Source organism: Nocardioides pinisoli (genome assembly GCF_024199985.1).
GTDB lineage: Bacteria > Actinomycetota > Actinomycetes > Propionibacteriales > Nocardioidaceae > Nocardioides > Nocardioides pinisoli.
The window spans coordinates 123,090-138,480 of the sequence record NZ_JANARS010000007.1 but is presented as its reverse complement, the minus strand read 5'-3'; the positions used below and the strand labels follow the sequence as shown (position 1 = coordinate 138,480).

The window sequence follows — 15,391 nt, the reverse complement described above, 5'->3', positions numbered from 1 at the left end:
CCGCCGAGGGTAGCGGACCCGTCCTGCCGGCGCGTTTCGCGACCGGACCGGGCGATCTGTGAAAATGCGCGACACAAGTGGTTTCGCCGCCTCGAGCGGCGGGAATGGGGGACGCATGCTGACCGCTGCAGACGTAGGACTCGTCACGGATGTGATGAAGGGCATCAACGCGCCCGAGAGCCTGATCCAGAGCATCACCGCACTCCTCACCAGCAACTCCGACGGTCTCGTCGACACGAGGGTCGTGCCGGTGGGGACCGATCACTTCGGCGGCTCGACCAACGGCTTCCGCCTCGGCGTCAACGCGCAGATGGCCCACCAGGAGGCCGAGCAGGAGTTCCAGAAGCTCGCCGACTCGTTGCGCGCCTACAGCGAGGCGATCAAGATCTGGGCCGACGACGTCCGCGACGTCGACGGCAGCACCAACGCCGAGATGACGATGCGTGCGGCCGCGCTCGCCCAGGTCAACGACACCATCGACCACGCGCGCGACCAGTCGTCGAGCAGCACCATGGGCGACGGCCAGTACACCGAGCCCCCGGCCGCAGGGGACGGTGCCTGATGACCGACGGACCTGAGCGCGCCCGCCTGCGCACCTACCTCACCGGGGCCAAGGACGAGGCCAGCGACCTCGCGGGAGACAACTGGAGGTTCTGCGGCGACATCCTGAAGGACACGGCGTCCGCGTTGCGCCGCGGCGCCAAGCAGATCCGCGACGGTGAGGGCGACGGCGCGGAAGGTGGGCTGTCCGGGATGATGGCCGACGCCCTGCTGTCGGCCTTCGAGGCGTCCTCCGCGAGCATGGAGGACAAGGGCACCCGGCTCGTCGCCGGCGGTGACGCCCTCAGGGACACCGCCCAGGTGATGAGGCAGGCCAAGGCCGCCGAGGCGAGCATGGCCGACCTCAACCAGCCACCGGCCTACAAGGCGCCGACTCCGTCGCCGGGCGCTCCGCCCACGCCCGAGGAGATACACGCCGAGGCCAGCAGGCGGCAGGCCGCCAACCAGGAGATGGCGGCCTACAACACCGCCCGCGCCGAGCAGGAGGCCGCGGCCGCGCAGTGGACGCAGAAGCTCGACGCCGTGTTCCTCGGCTCCATCCCGCCGATGAAGGCGATCCACGGCCAGCCCGACCCGACCGAGCCACCGCCGTCCGTGCCGAGCAGCCCGACCGGGCCCAGCGTGCCGACCACCCCGGGCACCCCGCCCGGCACCCCCGGCGCCCCCGACCCGACCGACTCGAGGGACCCGAAGGACCCGGAGAAGCCCGACCGGCCGGACCGGCCCGAGAAGCCCGAGCCCGAGAGGCCGGAGAAGCCCGAGCCGGAGAGGCCCGAGAGGCCGGAGAAGCCCGAGCCGATCAACCCGGAGAAGCCCGAGCCGATCGACCCGCAGCGCCCGATCACCACGCCCACCCATCCGACGCACCCGACCGACGTCCAGGGCCCCACCAGCACGGTGAGCGGCTCGTCGCAGAGCGGGGTCACCTACAACCCCACGGCCGGTCAGGCCCCCGCCGCCGTGACGGGTGGCTCGACCGGCGGCGTCAGCGCCGCCGCGATGGGCGCCGCAGGTGCCGCGGGTGGTGCGAGCGGCATGGCAGGCGGCATCCGAGCCGGCTCCGCCCCCGCACCGGCCGGCAGCTCGCCGGCCCGCCCGATCGGGGCGACCGGCCGCAGCGCCAGCGCTGGTGCGCTCTCGCGTCCTGCCGGCTCCGCCGGCTCGGCGGCGGCTCGTGGCGCGTCGGCCGGCTCACCGGCCTCTGCCCGCGGCGCGGGCTCGGCGTCCTCCGCCCGCGGGACGGGTGCCGCGGGTGCGCGCGGTGCCGGCTCGGCAGGTGCGCGCAGCGCCGGCTCCGCCGGTGGACGCGGCGCCGGGTCGGCCGGCGGTCGCAGCGCTGGCCAGGGCTCCGGTCGCGGATCCAGCGGTGCCCGTGGCGCCGGCGCCGGTGGCGCCTCGGGTCGCGGTGGCCGCAAGGGCGACCGTGACCAGGTGACCGACCGGGACAGCCTGGTCTACGAGCAGGACTGGCTCGGCGACGACGACGTCGCCCCAGGAGTCCTCGACTGAGCCTCGCCTCGGTCGAGTGTCCGTGATGCAGGTCCCCGCTCTCGGGCGGGGACCTTCGTCATGTCCGGCCCGTCAGGCGACGACGGTCGTGATCGGCTGCGACGAGTCGGCCGGCAGGTCGAGCAGGGACGGCGTACGGCCGCGGGCGACGAGCTCGGCCCCGAGGGCGGCGACCATGGCGCCGTTGTCGGTGCACAGGCCCGGACGCGGCACCCGCACGCGGATGCCGTGGGCGGCCGCCCGCTCCTCGGCCATCGCGCGCAGCCGGCTGTTGGCGGCCACGCCGCCGCCGATGAGGATGTCCTCGATCCCCCGGCTGGTGGCCGCGTCGATCGCCTTGCGGGTCAGCACGTCGCAGACCGCCTCCTGGAAGGAGGCGGCCACGTCGGCGACATCGATGGTGGCGCCCTCGCGCTGCTGGGTCTCGACCCAGCGGGCCACGGCGGTCTTGAGGCCGGAGAACGAGAAGTCGAAGCGGTGCCGCTCGAGGTCACGGCGGCTGGTGAGGCCGCGCGGGAAGTCGATGGCGACGCTGTTGCCGCTGCGGGCCTGCTTGTCGATGTGGGGGCCGCCGGGGAACGGCAGCCCGAGCAGCCGGGCGACCTTGTCGAAGGCCTCCCCCGCCGCGTCGTCAATGGTCGAGCCCATGGGCTCGACCCCCACGGTGACGTCGGTGACCTCCAGCAGGCTGGAGTGCCCTCCGGACACGAGCATGGCCAGGCAGGGCTCCGGCAGCGGGCCGTGCTCGAGCTGGTCGACGGCGACGTGGGCGGCGAGGTGGTTGACGCCGTAGATGGGCTTGCCCAGGCCGAGGGCCAGGGCCTTGGCGCTGGCCACGCCCACGAGCAGCGCACCGGCCAGCCCGGGGCCGCTGGTGACGGCCACGGCGTCGATGTCGCTGAGCGCGATCCCGGCCGTGTCCGCGGCGCGCTCGATCGTCGGCACCATCGCCTCGAGGTGGGCGCGGCTGGCGACCTCGGGCACGACGCCGCCGAAGCGGGCGTGCTCCTCGACGCTGCTCGCGACCGTGTCGGCCAGCAGGGTGTGGCCCCGGACGATGCCGACCCCCGTCTCGTCGCAGGAGGTCTCGATGCCGAGGACCAGCGGCTCGTCAGTCATGGGCCGTCGCCGTGGGCGTGCGGGCGGCACCCGGCAGCCAGCGACACATCACCAGCGCCTCCGAGCCGTCGCGGTAGTAGTGCGGGCGCACGTCGATGACGCTGAACTGCCGCGCCACGTAGAACCCGAGGGCGGGGGCGTTGGTCACGCTGACCTCGAGCAGCATCCGCGACGCGCCGTCGGTGTCGACGAGGAGCTCGTCGAGCAGGCGCGAGGCGATGCCGGTGCGCCGCGCCTCGGGACGTACGCCGATGCGAAGCAGGTCGACGATGTCGCCCGCGGTCATCGTGACGGCATAGCCGGAGAGGTCGTCGGCGACGACGAACCGTCGCCCGGGCCCCTCGATCTCCTGGCGGATCAGCGCCTCGTTCCACGCGTCGGGACCGAAGAGCTCCTGCTCGAGGGCGCTCAGGGCAGGCAGGTCGGCGAGCGTGGCGGGACGGATCACAGCACGGGCTTTCTGGGGGCGTTGGCGACCGCGTCGGGACGCCGCAGGTAGAGGGGCTCGGGGTCCAGCAATTCTACGAGCTCGTCGGCGACGCCCGCAGCCAACCAGCCCGCACTGGGGCGGGCCGGGGTGATCGCCTGCGGGAACGCGTCGGGGTAGAGCTCGGGTCCGGCTCCCGCCACGGGCGCGTCGGTGGCGACCTCGGCCGGCCGGGTGACCACGGGCCCCTCGAGCCGCCGGCCGTCGGCGTCGTAGGAGGCCAGGTAGACCTCCTTGCGTCGGGCGTCGGTCGCGACGAGGAAGCTGCCGGGCGCCGAGCGGCTGCCGACGACCTCGAGCGCCACGGCGTCGAGGGAGCAGACCCCGTAGACCGGGACGTCGAGCACGAAGCCGAGGGTGCGTGCCGTCACGACGCCGACGCGGAGGCCGGTGAACGGACCCGGACCGATCCCGACGGCGATCGCCGTCAGGTCCTGTCGGACGACGCCGGCGTCCTCCATGGCGCGGGCGATGAGCGGTGCGAGGTGCTCGCCGTGCTTCATCGGCTGCTCGGACGAGTGCTCGACGACCACCCGCTCGCCGTCGTGGAGGGCGACGGAGACCAGCGGGGTCGCGGTGTCGAAGGCGAGGAGCACGGCGTCGAGGCTACTGGCCGACGATCCAGCGCAGCGAAACCCGGCGCGGGTCGAGCTCGTCGGTGCCCGGCGCGTCGCCGACGGTCCGCTCGATGACGACCTCCAGCCGCGAGTCGGCCAGCCCCTCGGCCAGGCCCGCGCCCCACTCCACCACGGTCACGGCCGAGTCGAGGGACGCGTCGAGGTCGAGGTCGTCGAGCTCGTCGAGCCCGCCGAGCCGGTAGGCGTCGACGTGGACGAGGTCGGGCCCGTCGCCCAGGGCCGGGTGGACGCGGGCGATCACGAACGTCGGCGACGTCACGCCGCCGCGCACCCCCAGGCCCTCGCCGAGCCCCTGGGTGAACGTCGTCTTGCCGGCGCCGAGCTCGCCGGTGAGCACCACCAGGTCACCGGCCACGAGCCCGGAGCCCACCCGCACACCGAGCTCGCGCATCGTCTCGGCGTCGGGGGCGTCGAAGTTCGTGCCGAGCCACCGGGCGAGCTCGACGTAGGGGCTCGTGCCGCCGGTGACGACGAAGTCGTGGGCCTCCCAGAAGGCGACCGTGCCGGGCAGCTCCTCGCGCGCGACGACGCGCACCGCCGAGCGGCCGATGGCCGTCTCCACGGCCGCCTCCACCAGCGCCGAGGCCACTCCCCTGCCCTGCGCGGCGGGCGTCACGCCGAAGCGCCGCAGCACGAGCCCGTCAGGGGCGGGGTCGAGGACGACGCATCCCACCGGCCGGTCGTCCAGGACGGCGACCAGGCCGCCCCGCCTGGCCAGCAGCCTCCGGACGGAGTCGAGGTCCTCGCCGAGCGCGTCGGCGGGCGGGTCGAGGACGGGGCGCGCACCGAACGCCTCCTTGACCACGGCCAGGACGTCGGCGGCCGCCTCGGGACCCACCCGGCGTACGACGACGCTCACAGCAGCCCCTGACCCTGGGCGAGGGAGATCAGGTCGTCGAGCTCGGCGGTGACCTGCTTGTGCCGCTCGAGCAGCACCATGTGGCCGGCGCCCTCGCACTCGAGCAGGCTCGACCCCGGGATCCGGCTGTGCAGCTTGCGGCTGTGCCCGATGGAGGTGATCTTGTCCTCCGTGCCGCAGATGATCGACGTCGGCACCCGGCTGAGCGGCTCGAGGTGGTCGAAGTGGTCGAGGCTCGCGAAGGCGGGGTAGAAGTCGGCGACCACGGCGAACGGCGTCGCGTCGAGCATGGAGTAGACGAACTCGACCATCGCGGCAGGTACGTCGTCGCCGTCGCCGAACGCGTAACGGTCGGTGAACACGTCGGCCACGGCGTGGCCCCAGCCCCGGGCGAGGTCGACGACCTTGTGGCCGCGGTCGAGCGTGCGGACCGCGCGACCCATGAAGCGGCCGCCGAGACCGAGGGGAAGCATCGGGAACAGGATGCGGCCCGGGTCGAGGCCACCGGCGGTGGTGGACATGAGGGCCGCGCCGACGACGGTGTCGCCGAACAGCTCGGGGTGGTGCTCGGCGAGGGAGATGATGCTCATCCCGCCCATCGAGTGGCCGACGACCACGCACCGGCCGGGCACGGTGTGCTCGATGACGCGACGCAGGTCGTGGCCGAGCTGCTCGATCGTGCAGTGCTCCTCGTCCGACCGGGCCGACCGGCCGTGGCTGCGCTGGTCGTAGAAGACGGTGCGCAGCTGGCCGCGGTAGGCGGCACGCTGGAAGTGCCAGCAGTCGAGGTTGAGGGAGTAGCCGTGCACGAACACGATGGTGAGGTCGTCGTCGGTGGCCGGCCGGCCGCCGAAGTCCTCCGGCTCGTCGATCTCGACGTGCAGGTCGACCGCGTCGTCGGCGACCACCACCCGCGCCGGGCTGCGCAGCTCGCCGAACGCGACGTCCTCGCCGGCGGCCCGGTTGCCGATGACACGGTTCTGGCGGGCGATGCCGACGGCGCCGGCGGCGGCAGCCAGGCCGGCTGCGCCCACGACGGTGCCGAAGAGGCGGCCCTTGATGCTCAACGGGGGGTCCTCTCGGAGGCGGCGTCGTCGTCGGTCTCGTCGTCGGTCTCGGCGTCGGTGTCGACGTGCCGGCGGGTCAGCCGGCCGCCGACCCGGGTCACGATCTCGTAGCTGATCGTGTCGACGGCGTCGGCCCAGTCCTGGGCGGTGGGCTCGCCGAGGTCGCCCGGTCCGAAGAGGACCACCTCGGTCCCGCTCGGAGGCAGCTCGCCGTGCAGGTCGACGACGAACTGGTCCATGCACACGCGGCCGCGGATGGGCCGGCGCGAGTCGTCGACCCAGACGTGGGCGGAGTTGCCGGCGGCCCGCGGGACGCCCTCGCCGTAGCCGGCCGGCACGACCCCGACGGTGGTGTCCTCGTCGGCGTGCCAGGTGTGCCCGTAGGAGACGCCCTCCCCGGCCCGCACGACCTTGCTCATGACCAGGCGCGCGCGCACGATCATCGCGGGCCTCAGGCCGATGCGCGGGCTCGTGCCGGGCGCCGGGTCGAGGCCGTAGGTCGCGATGCCGCAGCGGACGAGGTCGAAGTGCGACGAGGGCCGCAGCAGCGCCGCGGCGGAGTTGGCGAGGTGCGTGACGTCGGGGTCGAGACCAGCCTTGTCAGCCAGCGCGAGGGCCTCGCGGAAGGCTGCCTCCTGGGCGTCGTTGGCCGGGTGGGCGGGCTCGTCGCTGGCGGCGAAGTGCGACCAGACGCCGGTGACGGTGATCCGCCCCTGCTGCTCGAGCTCGCTCGCGACCTCGAAGAGGTGCTCCCACTCCGTGCGGGGGGCCCCCCCGCGCGAGAGGCCGGTGTCGACCTTGATCTGCACCCGGGCGGGACCGACGGCGGCGATCTCCTCGAGCTCGGCCACGGAGTAGGCGGTGACCTCGACGCCGGCGGCGACGGCGGAGGCGAAGTCGTCGCCGGGGGCGCTGAGCCAGCACAGCAGCGGGCCGTGGTCGCCGGCGGCGCGTAGCTCGAGCGCCTCCTCGATGGTCGCCACGCCGAGCCAGTCGGCGCCGGCGTCGCGGGCGGCGGCGGCCACCTCGACCATGCCGTGCCCGTAGCCGTCGGCCTTGACCACGGCCATCAGCTGGACGGGGCCGTCGACGCTCACGAGGTCCTTGAGGATGCGGACGTTGTGCCGGACTGCGGCGAGGTCCACGACGACCTCGGCGCGTGGCGGCACGGGATCGCTCATGCTCGCGATCATCCCAAACCTTCGAGGGTGTCGCGCACCAGGCGCGGGATCTGGACCGCGACCCGGTGGGCGGTCAGCGGGCCCCCGCCGGCGGCCTCGGTCGCGGCCGCGCCGTGCAGCCACGACCCGACGGACGCAGCGTCGTAGGGCTCGAGCCCCGCCGCGAGCAGCGCACCGACGAGGCCGGCCAGCACGTCACCGGCGCCGGCGGTGGCGAGCCACGGCACGCCGGTGGTGGTCACGCGGACCCGGCCCCCGGGGTCGGCGACGAGGGTGTGGTGGCCCTTGAGCAGCACCACGCAGCCGAAGCGGTCGGCCGCGGCGCGCGCGTGCACGAGCGGCGCGGCCTCCACGTCCTCGCGCTCGGTCTCGAGCATCGCCGCCAGCTCACCGGCGTGCGGCGTCAGCACGCAGCCCGGCAGCGGGCCGTCCACGTGACGCAGGGCGTCGGCGTCGACGACCACCGGTACGTCGTCGGCGCGGGCCTCGGCGAGCATCGTCGCGGCGTCGTCGCCCCCACCGGGGCCGACGACCCAGGCCTGGACGCGGCCCGCGCCCACCACCTCGGGGTGGGCGCTGCGGACGGTGTCGGCGATCGCCTCGGGCCCGACGTAGCGGACCATGCCGACCAGCCCGGTGTTGGCTCCGGACACGGCGAGCAGCGCGGCGCCCGGGTAGGTGCCCGAGCCCGCGCGGACGCCGACGACGCCGCGGGTGTACTTGTGGGCGACGGCGTCGGGGCGGGGCAGCAGGTCGCGCACGTCGGCGGGCTGGAGCGCCTCGACCGCCGGAGCGCCGAGCTCGGCGTCGTCGAGGCCGAGGTCGACCAGGTGGACGGCGCCGCTCGCGAGGCAGGCGGGGTCGACGAGGTGGGCGACCTTGTGGGTGCCGAAGGTGACCGTCAGGTCGGCGTGGACGTGCGCGCCGTCGAGGGTGCCGCCGTCGACGTCTACGCCGGACGGGACGTCGACCGCGACGACCGGCACCGCGGAGAAGCGCTCGAGCGCCGCGACCGCTGCGGGGCGCAGCCCCGGGCGACCGCCGATGCCGACGATGCCGTCGACCAGCACGTCCGGCCGGGGGTGGAGCGCGTCGAGGTCGCGGGTCGCCCGCCCTCCGGCGGCCTCGAGCGCGGCGAGGCCGGCGGCGTGCACGCTGTCGGCCAGCAGGAGCGCCTCGACGGCCGCCCCCCGGGCGGCGAGCCGGGCACCGGCCCACAGCGCGTCGCCGCCGTTGTCACCGGGACCGACCAGCAGCAGCACGCGCCGTCCGTAGCCGCCACCGAGCAGGTCGAGCACCGCGGCGGCCAGCCCGGCGGCGGCGCGCTGCATCAGGACGCCGTGGGGCAGGCGTGACATCGCCGCCGCCTCGGCCCGGCGTACGTCCTCGACCAGGTGCGCGCGCAGCACGGCTCAGGACTCCAGGACCACGACGGCCGAGGCGATGCCGGCGTCGTGGGAGAGCGAGACGTGGACGTGCGCGACCCCGAGCGCCTCGGCGCGGGCGGCGACCGTCCCGCGGATCTCGAAACGCGGGCGACCGGTCTCCTCCGAGACGATCTCGGCGTCGTGCCACGCCATCCCGACGGGCGCGCCGAGCGCCTTGGCCATCGCCTCCTTGGCCGCGAACCGCGCGGCCAGCGAGGCGGGCGGGCGCGACGCCTCGTCGGCGGTGAACAGCCGCCCGCGCAGGGACGGGGTGCGCTCGAGGGACTGCACGAAGCGGTCGATGTCGACCACGTCGATGCCCACGCCGATGACGGGCACTCGCACTCCTTTCCGGGGTCCCCGCGAGAAGGCAAGCGAAGCGCGTTCTCGCGGGGTGGTTGCTACTCGACCGTGACGGACTTGGCGAGGTTGCGGGGCTGGTCGACGTCGTGGCCGAGCTGGGTGGCCAGCTCGCACGCGAAGAGCTGCAGCGGCACGACGGCGACGATCGGCTGCAGCAGCACCGGCACCTGGGGCAGCGTGATCAGCACGTCGGCGTAGGGCGTGATCGTGGTGTCGCCCTCCTCGGCCAGGCACAGCGTGCGGGCACCGCGGGCGCGCACCTCCTGGATGCCGCTGATCATCTTGTCGTGCAGCTGGTCGCGGCCGCGGGGCGGCACCACGCACAGGATCGGCAGGCCCTCCTCGACGAGGGCGATCGGGCCGTGCTTGAGCTCGCCGGCCGCGAAGCCCTCGGCGTGGAGGTAGGCGATCTCCTTGAGCTTAAGCGCGCCCTCGAGCGCGACCGGGTAGCCGGCGTGGCGGCCGAGGAAGAGCACCGAGCGGTTGTCGACGTGGTCGCGGGCGAGCGCGTAGACCTCCTCCGCCTTGGCGAGCACGGTCTCGACGTGGCCGGGCATCTCCTCGAGCTGGTCCATGACCTGGGAGATCTCGTCGCCGAAGCGGGTGCCCTTGACCTGTGCGAGGTAGAGCGCGAGGAGGTAGCAGGCGACGAGCTGGGTGAGGAAGCCCTTGGTGGACGCGACGCCGATTTCCGGCCCGGCGTGGGTGTAGATCACGCCGTCGGACTCGCGCGGGATGGTCGAGCCGTTGGTGTTGCAGATGGCGAGGACCTTCGAGCGCTGCACCCGGGCGTGGCGGATCGCCTGCAGGGTGTCGGCGGTCTCGCCCGACTGGCTGATCGCCACGACGAGCGTGGACGCGGTGAGGATCGGGTCGCGGTAGCGGAACTCGCTCGCGAGCTCGACCTCGACGGGGATGCGGCACCAGTGCTCGATGGCGTACTTGGCGACCATGCCGGCGTAGAACGACGTACCGGCCGCGATGATGATGATCTTGTCGATGTCGCGCAGGTCCTGGTCGGACAGTCGCATCTCGTCGAGCTGCAGCAGCCCGTCGGTGCCGCGGCGACCGAGCAGCGAGTCGGCGAGGGCCCGCGGCTGCTCGAAGATCTCCTTGCGCATGAACCAGTCGTGGCCGTCCTTCTCGGCGGCCGAGAGGTCCCAGTCGACGTGGTAGCGGCGGCCCTCCGCGGGCGTGCCGTCGAAGCCGGACACGCTCACGCCCTCGCGGGTGATGGTGACGACCTGGTCCTGGTCGAGCTCCATCGCCTCGCGGGTGTGCTCGATGAAGGCCGCGACGTCGGAGCCGAGGAAGTTCTCGCCCTCGCCGATGCCGACCACGAGCGGGCTGTTGCGGCGGGCCGCGACGACGCGGTCGGGGTCCTGGGAGTCGACCGCGACGAGCGTGAAGGCGCCCTCGAGGCCGCGGCAGACGTTCTGCATGGCGACCGTCAGGTCGACGCCGGTCTCGAGCTGCTCCTCGAGGAGGTGGGCCGCGACCTCGGTGTCGGTGTCGGAGGCCATCTCGACGCCCTCGGACTCCAGGCGGCCGCGCAGCTCGGCGAAGTTCTCGATGATGCCGTTGTGGACCAGCGCCACCCGGCGCGCGCGCCCGAGGTGGGGGTGGGCGTTGCGGTCGGTCGGCGGGCCGTGGGTCGCCCAGCGGGTGTGGCCGATGCCGGTGGTGACCTGCGGGAGCGGGGAGTCGGCGATGGCCTTCTCGAGGTTGGCGAGCTTGCCGGCGCGCTTGTCGGACACGATGGCGCCGCCGTCGACGAGGGCGATCCCGGCGGAGTCGTATCCCCGGTACTCCAGGCGCCTGAGACCCTCGATCACGACGGCCTCGGCCGGCTTGGCACCTACGTACCCGACGATTCCACACATGGCCGGGGAGTCTATCGGCAGGCCGCTGCACGGCTGCGCCCCCGTGCGGTGCCACAATCGCACCCATGTCCGAGGTCGCACCGCCCTCCAACGGCAGCGAGACCTCCCCCTACGTCGAGCTCGAGCGGGCGGCCTGGGCGCAGCTGGCCGGCACCGCCGAGACGACGCTGACGCGCGACGAGGTCGCCCGCCTCCGCGGCCTCGGCGACCAGCTCGACCTGCGCGAGATCGAGCAGGTCTACCTCCCGCTGTCGCGCCTGCTGAGCCTCTACGTCGCGGCCAACTCCCGGCTCCACCGCGAGCAGGAGGAGTTCCTTCACCGCGTCACCCCGCCCCGTACGCCGTTCGTGATCGGTCTCGCCGGCTCGGTGGCGGTCGGCAAGTCGACCACCGCACGCGTCCTGCAGCAGATGCTCGCCCACTGGCCCGAGCACCCCAACGTCGCGCTCGTGACGACCGACGGCTTCCTGCTGCCCAACGCCGAGCTCGAGCGACGGGGCATCCTGCACCGCAAGGGCTTCCCGGAGTCCTACGACCGCCGGGCGCTGCTCAAGTTCGTCATCGACATCAAGTCCGGCCGCGACGAGGTCGAGGCGCCGATCTACTCCCACCTCGTCTACGACGTCCTGCCCGACGAGAAGGTCGTGGTCAAGCGCCCGGACATCGTGATCGTCGAGGGCCTCAACGTCCTGCAGCCCGCGCGGGTGCGCGACGACGGCCGCACCGGCCTCGCGGTCAGCGACTTCTTCGACTTCTCCGTCTACGTCGACGCCGCGCTGACCGACATCAAGCGCTGGTACGTCGACCGCTTCCTGCGGTTGCGCGAGACCGCCTTCCGCGACCCGGCGTCGTACTTCCGCAAGTACGCCGCCCTCTCCCACGACGAGGCCGTCGACCAGGCCACCCGCATCTGGGACTCCATCAACGAGCCCAACCTCGTGCAGAACGTCGCTCCCACCCGCTCCCGCGCCAACCTGGTGCTCCGCAAGGACGCCGACCACTCCGTGCGCTACGTGCGCCTGCGCAAGCTCTGAGAGGTCTGCCGCACGCCTCATCCGAGGCTGCCGCGACGACTGCGAGGGGATTGGGCGGGAGGTCACACGGGATCGTCGAGTCCTGAGGTCACCGGGTGACCTCAGGACTCCACGATCTACCGGGCCAGCTCGATGACCGGGACGGTGCTGGAGCACCCCGGACAGCCGGGACTCCGACGCCGGCGTACGTCGCTCAGGCCGCGGCCGCGGTGAAGCGCTGGCGCCGGTGGCGCGGCTGCTCGATCTCGTCGAGGAGGGCGACGGCGTAGTCCTCGGCGCTGATGAAGTCGCCGGCGGGGGTGTCGAGGGCGGTGGCGTAGGCGCCGGTGCGCTCGCCGGGTGCGATGACGGGCGCGGGGCTGAGGAAGGTCCAGTCGCACGACTCCGGCGCCGTGCGGAAGAGGTCGAGCGCGGCGGCACCGGAGGTGGCCTCGGCCTTGTACTCCTCGGGGAACCCGTCGGTGTCGAGCAGCCGGGTGCCGTCGGGGGTGAGCAGCGAGCCGGCGCCACCGACGAAGAGCACCCGCGTGTCGCCCGCGTGCTCGAGCAGCGTGGAGACGGAGGCGAGCCAGGGCTCGTGGGACTCGCCCGCGCGGCTCGGCCCGGTCGCGGAGATGACGACGTCGTGGGACCCGGCGGCCTCACGCACGGCCGCGGCGTCGGCCATGTCGGCGCCGGTCGACCGGCTGAGCGAGGTGACCTGGTGGCCACGGGCGGTGGCCTCGGCGGCGATGCGGGAGCCGACCATGCCGGTGGCTCCGAACAGGGCGATCTTCATGGTGTGTCCTTCGGTGAGGAGAGGGGTGGACCACCGACGGTAACCACTGGTAACCAAGCACTTCAACGTGCTATAAGTACCTCGTGGTAACCATGCGTGACGACCGCGGCGACGCCTTCGACCCCGAGTGCCCCACCCGGGTCGTGCTCGACCGCATCGGCGACAAGTGGACCGTCCTGGTCATCGGCGCCCTCCGTGACGGCCCGTTGAGGTTCACCGAGCTCCGGGCGCGCATCGGCGGCGTCGCGGCGAAGGTGCTCACCCAGACCCTGCGCGCGATGGAGCGCGACGGCCTGCTCACCCGCACGGTGCACGCCCAGGTGCCGCCCCGGGTGGACTACGAGCTGACCGACCTCGGCGCGTCGCTCGGCGGCCCGATCCAGACGCTCACCGACTGGGCCGAGACCCACCTGACGCAGATCCTCGGGGCGCGTGCGGCGTACGACGACAGCGCGGACGCGCGCTGATCACAGCCGCTTCTGCAGCTCCAGCAGCGTCTCGATGGTGCGGTAGCCCAGCGCCTCGTTGACGGCGTTCATCTGGGTGTTGACCTCGGCGTTGGAGGTGTCGACCGTGACCAGGTCGGGGTACGTCGCCACCGCGAGGTCGTGGGTCGCGAGCTTCAGCGCCAGCCCGAGCCGCTTGCCGCGGTGGGCAGGGTCGACGATGGTGATGCCGATCTGGCCATGCGCCTGGTCGGTGTCGTCGACGCGTACGTCGCTCACGCCGGCCACGGAGCCGTCGGGGGCGAGCGCCATCGCGGTGTGCACGTGCCGGCCGACCGACACCTGCAGCTGCTCGGCCTCGCGGATGCGCTCGGGCGTCCACTCCGAGGCCCGGAGGTCGAGGTCGCCCAGCGGGATCTCGGAGAACAGCATCCCGAGCAGCCGACCGAAGGAGGCGACGTGCTCCTCGGGGCAGACGGTGTCGAACGTGATGATCCGGTAGCCGTCGGGCGTCGGCGCCTGAGCCGCCAGCGACTCGCGACGGTCGAGGTAGTCGGCGACCGCGATCTCCTTGATGGACTCCCGGCTGGCCACCTCGAAGCCGCGCGCGCGGGCGAACGCCTCCGCCGGCGCCGTTCCTCCCGGCGGCAGGTACGCCTCGCCGGTGAGGGTGGTGCGACCGTGCCCGCCCGCGATGACCTCGATCTCGGCGAGCAGTGCGGACCCGATCCCCTCACGGCGCCGGCCCGCGTCGACGTACACCGCCGAGCCGGCGAGGTGCAGGTTGTCCTGCGAGGTGATGATCGCCATCCCGGCCCCGACCATCACCCGGCCGTCGATCGCCCCCAGCAGGGTGGTCGAGCGCTCGGGGTTGTCCGCCGGCAGCCCGATGCGGCTCTGCTCCCACAGCGGCCACGGCGTGCCGGGCCGGTCGGCGGTGGCAGCGTGCCCGACCTCCCACCACGCCCGCAGCGCTGCCTCGTTGCGCGGGTTGATCTGCTCGATGTCGACCACGCGGCGACCGTAGCCGCGCACCCCGGCACGCGCACGCCGATATCTGAGGACGTAGTGGACGTCAGGTCGGGCCGCGGACGTTCATGGTGTCCTCAGATATCCGGGTGCGCGGCGCGGGACGCTCGGACAGGGTGGCGGCATGACCACCGACTCGCCGCTCCGCAGCCGGCTTCGTGCGGCGCTGCTCGACGCCCGCCGCGCCCGGGACGCCGAGACCGTGTCGACCCTGCGGACCGCGCTCGCGGCGCTGGAGAACGCCGAGGCCGTGCCGACCGAGAGCGTCGCCGGCGCCCTGGAGGACGCACCCGTCGGCGTCGGGGCCGCCGAGGCCGAGCGCCGCGTGCTGAGCGAGGCCGACGAGCTCGCGATCCTCGACGCGGAGATCGCCGCGCTGCACGACGCCGGGAGGGCGTACGCCTGCTCGGTCCCCGAGCGTGCTGCCGCGGCCCGCGAGGCCGCCCGCCGGCTCGGTGTCCTGCGCGGGGCTTAGCGGCGCGCGGCGCGACGTCGGCGTGCCGCCTCGATCCGGTCGGCCTCGCGGACCGCCGACCTCGCCATCACGCGCCCCCGCCAACGCACGATCGCTCCGATCAGGAGGACGAAGGCGGGCAGGCCGATCCCCAGCCAGAGCCAGGTGGCGAGCGGTGAGCTCGTCTCCATCGACGAGCCGTCCGGTGAGACCCACATCGTCCAGGTGTCGCCGACCTCACGTTTCGCGGGCCCCGAGCGACGGAACGTGGCGGTCCGCACGTCGTCGCCCTCGGACCAGCGCAGCTCGTAGGAGGTCAGGGTGCGGTCGTCCTCCCCGGGGCGGGGGCCCTCGCGCACGGCGACGACCGTCGTCTCCGTCTGGTCGGTCCCGCCCAGCAGGTGAACGCGCGTGCCGGGCATCAGAGCGACGAGCACCACGGCGAGCACCAGCCCGATCCCGACCCCGAACGCGACGTCACCAGGTGAGAGCCAGCCGCGGTGCTGAGCCTCCCGCTCCTCGAAGCCGGGCCGTGGATCGTCGGTCACAGCAGACG

The 15,391-nt window shown here is 73.6% G+C and carries 17 protein-coding genes; 5 read left to right on the top strand and 12 right to left on the bottom strand.

Annotated elements, in window-relative coordinates:
• The first annotated feature begins 115 nt into the window (after nt 1–115).
• Nucleotides 116–562 carry a hypothetical protein gene (locus NCI01_RS16650; protein WP_254182608.1) on the top strand — a complete coding sequence of 149 codons (447 nt, stop codon included), beginning with the start codon at nt 116–118 and terminating at the stop codon, nt 560–562.
• Nucleotides 562–2,070, top strand: a complete 1,509-nt coding sequence (locus tag NCI01_RS16645) for a hypothetical protein (protein WP_254182607.1) — start codon at nt 562–564, stop codon at nt 2,068–2,070. Before NCI01_RS16650 ends, NCI01_RS16645 begins: the two co-directional genes overlap by 1 nt.
• A 72-nt stretch (nt 2,071–2,142) precedes the next feature.
• Here NCI01_RS16645 and tsaD read toward each other — a convergent pair whose 3' ends face one another.
• The 9 genes from tsaD to glmS form a co-directional block, all read right to left on the bottom strand.
• Entirely contained in the window at nt 2,143–3,189 is a 1,047-nt protein-coding gene (tsaD, locus tag NCI01_RS16640; protein ID WP_254182606.1) for a tRNA (adenosine(37)-N6)-threonylcarbamoyltransferase complex transferase subunit TsaD, read from the bottom strand.
• Nucleotides 3,182–3,637: a GNAT family N-acetyltransferase gene (locus NCI01_RS16635; protein ID WP_254182605.1), complete on the bottom strand. Its 456-nt coding sequence runs from the start codon at nt 3,635–3,637 to the stop codon at nt 3,182–3,184. The genes tsaD and NCI01_RS16635 overlap by 8 nt, the downstream gene beginning before the upstream one ends.
• On the bottom strand, nt 3,634–4,272 hold the full coding sequence (tsaB, locus tag NCI01_RS16630) for a tRNA (adenosine(37)-N6)-threonylcarbamoyltransferase complex dimerization subunit type 1 TsaB (protein WP_254182604.1): 639 nt from the start codon (nt 4,270–4,272) through the stop codon (nt 3,634–3,636). The genes NCI01_RS16635 and tsaB overlap by 4 nt, the downstream gene beginning before the upstream one ends.
• 10 nt (nt 4,273–4,282) lie before the next feature.
• Nucleotides 4,283–5,173: a tRNA (adenosine(37)-N6)-threonylcarbamoyltransferase complex ATPase subunit type 1 TsaE gene (gene tsaE, locus NCI01_RS16625; RefSeq protein WP_254182603.1), complete on the bottom strand. Its 891-nt coding sequence runs from the start codon at nt 5,171–5,173 to the stop codon at nt 4,283–4,285.
• The gene (locus NCI01_RS16620) at nt 5,170–6,240 is read right to left on the bottom strand and encodes an alpha/beta fold hydrolase (protein ID WP_254182602.1); all 1,071 of its coding nucleotides are present in this window, start codon (nt 6,238–6,240) and stop codon (nt 5,170–5,172) included. Before NCI01_RS16620 ends, tsaE begins: the two co-directional genes overlap by 4 nt.
• On the bottom strand, nt 6,237–7,421 hold the full coding sequence (gene alr / locus NCI01_RS16615; protein WP_254182601.1) for an alanine racemase: 1,185 nt from the start codon (nt 7,419–7,421) through the stop codon (nt 6,237–6,239). The genes NCI01_RS16620 and alr overlap by 4 nt, the downstream gene beginning before the upstream one ends.
• Before the next feature lie 8 nt (nt 7,422–7,429).
• Nucleotides 7,430–8,830, bottom strand: a complete 1,401-nt coding sequence (locus tag NCI01_RS16610) for an NAD(P)H-hydrate dehydratase (protein WP_254182600.1) — start codon at nt 8,828–8,830, stop codon at nt 7,430–7,432.
• Between the two features lie 3 nt (nt 8,831–8,833).
• Nucleotides 8,834–9,187 carry a holo-ACP synthase gene (locus NCI01_RS16605; RefSeq protein WP_254182599.1) on the bottom strand — a complete coding sequence of 118 codons (354 nt, stop codon included), beginning with the start codon at nt 9,185–9,187 and terminating at the stop codon, nt 8,834–8,836.
• Nucleotides 9,188–9,249: 62 nt separating this feature from the next.
• Entirely contained in the window at nt 9,250–11,094 is a 1,845-nt protein-coding gene (glmS, locus tag NCI01_RS16600; protein ID WP_254182598.1) for a glutamine--fructose-6-phosphate transaminase (isomerizing), read from the bottom strand.
• A gap of 65 nt (nt 11,095–11,159) precedes the next feature.
• Between glmS and coaA the strand changes: the two genes are divergently transcribed.
• Nucleotides 11,160–12,128 (top strand): type I pantothenate kinase, encoded by a 969-nt coding sequence (gene coaA / locus NCI01_RS16595; protein WP_254182597.1) that lies wholly within the window; start codon nt 11,160–11,162, stop codon nt 12,126–12,128.
• Between the two features lie 193 nt (nt 12,129–12,321).
• Here the strand turns inward: coaA and NCI01_RS16590 are convergent, their stop codons facing one another.
• Complete coding sequence (locus NCI01_RS16590) at nt 12,322–12,906, bottom strand: NAD(P)-dependent oxidoreductase (RefSeq protein WP_254182596.1); 585 nt, start codon at nt 12,904–12,906, stop codon at nt 12,322–12,324.
• Between the two features lie 92 nt (nt 12,907–12,998).
• On the opposite strand from NCI01_RS16590, the gene NCI01_RS16585 reads away from it, so the two are divergent.
• On the top strand, nt 12,999–13,373 hold the full coding sequence (locus NCI01_RS16585; RefSeq protein WP_172258802.1) for a winged helix-turn-helix transcriptional regulator: 375 nt from the start codon (nt 12,999–13,001) through the stop codon (nt 13,371–13,373).
• Here the strand turns inward: NCI01_RS16585 and NCI01_RS16580 are convergent, their stop codons facing one another.
• On the bottom strand, nt 13,374–14,366 hold the full coding sequence (locus NCI01_RS16580) for a GNAT family N-acetyltransferase (RefSeq protein ID WP_254182595.1): 993 nt from the start codon (nt 14,364–14,366) through the stop codon (nt 13,374–13,376). It abuts the gene before it with no gap.
• 139 nt (nt 14,367–14,505) lie between these two features.
• Between NCI01_RS16580 and NCI01_RS16575 the strand changes: the two genes are divergently transcribed.
• The gene (locus NCI01_RS16575; RefSeq protein ID WP_254182594.1) at nt 14,506–14,856 is read left to right on the top strand and encodes a GatB/YqeY domain-containing protein; all 351 of its coding nucleotides are present in this window, start codon (nt 14,506–14,508) and stop codon (nt 14,854–14,856) included.
• Here the strand turns inward: NCI01_RS16575 and NCI01_RS16570 are convergent.
• Nucleotides 14,853–15,383 carry a hypothetical protein gene (locus NCI01_RS16570; RefSeq protein WP_254182593.1) on the bottom strand — a complete coding sequence of 177 codons (531 nt, stop codon included), beginning with the start codon at nt 15,381–15,383 and terminating at the stop codon, nt 14,853–14,855. The genes NCI01_RS16575 and NCI01_RS16570 overlap by 4 nt on opposite strands.
• Nucleotides 15,384–15,391 lie beyond the last annotated feature (8 nt).

Bases quoted from the DNA above. Each gene is read 5' to 3' on its own strand.
- NCI01_RS16650 (WP_254182608.1), top strand. From the start codon at position 116: ATGCTGACCGCTGCAGACGTAGGACTCGTCACGGATGTGATGAAGGGC.
- NCI01_RS16645 (WP_254182607.1), top strand. From the start codon at position 562: ATGACCGACGGACCTGAGCGCGCCCGCCTGCGCACCTACCTCACCGGG.
- tsaD (WP_254182606.1), bottom strand. From the start codon at position 3,189: ATGACTGACGAGCCGCTGGTCCTCGGCATCGAGACCTCCTGCGACGAG.
- alr (WP_254182601.1), bottom strand. From the start codon at position 7,421: ATGAGCGATCCCGTGCCGCCACGCGCCGAGGTCGTCGTGGACCTCGCC.
- glmS (WP_254182598.1), bottom strand. From the start codon at position 11,094: ATGTGTGGAATCGTCGGGTACGTAGGTGCCAAGCCGGCCGAGGCCGTC.
- coaA (WP_254182597.1), top strand. From the start codon at position 11,160: ATGTCCGAGGTCGCACCGCCCTCCAACGGCAGCGAGACCTCCCCCTAC.
- NCI01_RS16590 (WP_254182596.1), bottom strand. From the start codon at position 12,906: ATGAAGATCGCCCTGTTCGGAGCCACCGGCATGGTCGGCTCCCGCATC.
- NCI01_RS16585 (WP_172258802.1), top strand. From the start codon at position 12,999: ATGCGTGACGACCGCGGCGACGCCTTCGACCCCGAGTGCCCCACCCGG.
- NCI01_RS16575 (WP_254182594.1), top strand. From the start codon at position 14,506: ATGACCACCGACTCGCCGCTCCGCAGCCGGCTTCGTGCGGCGCTGCTC.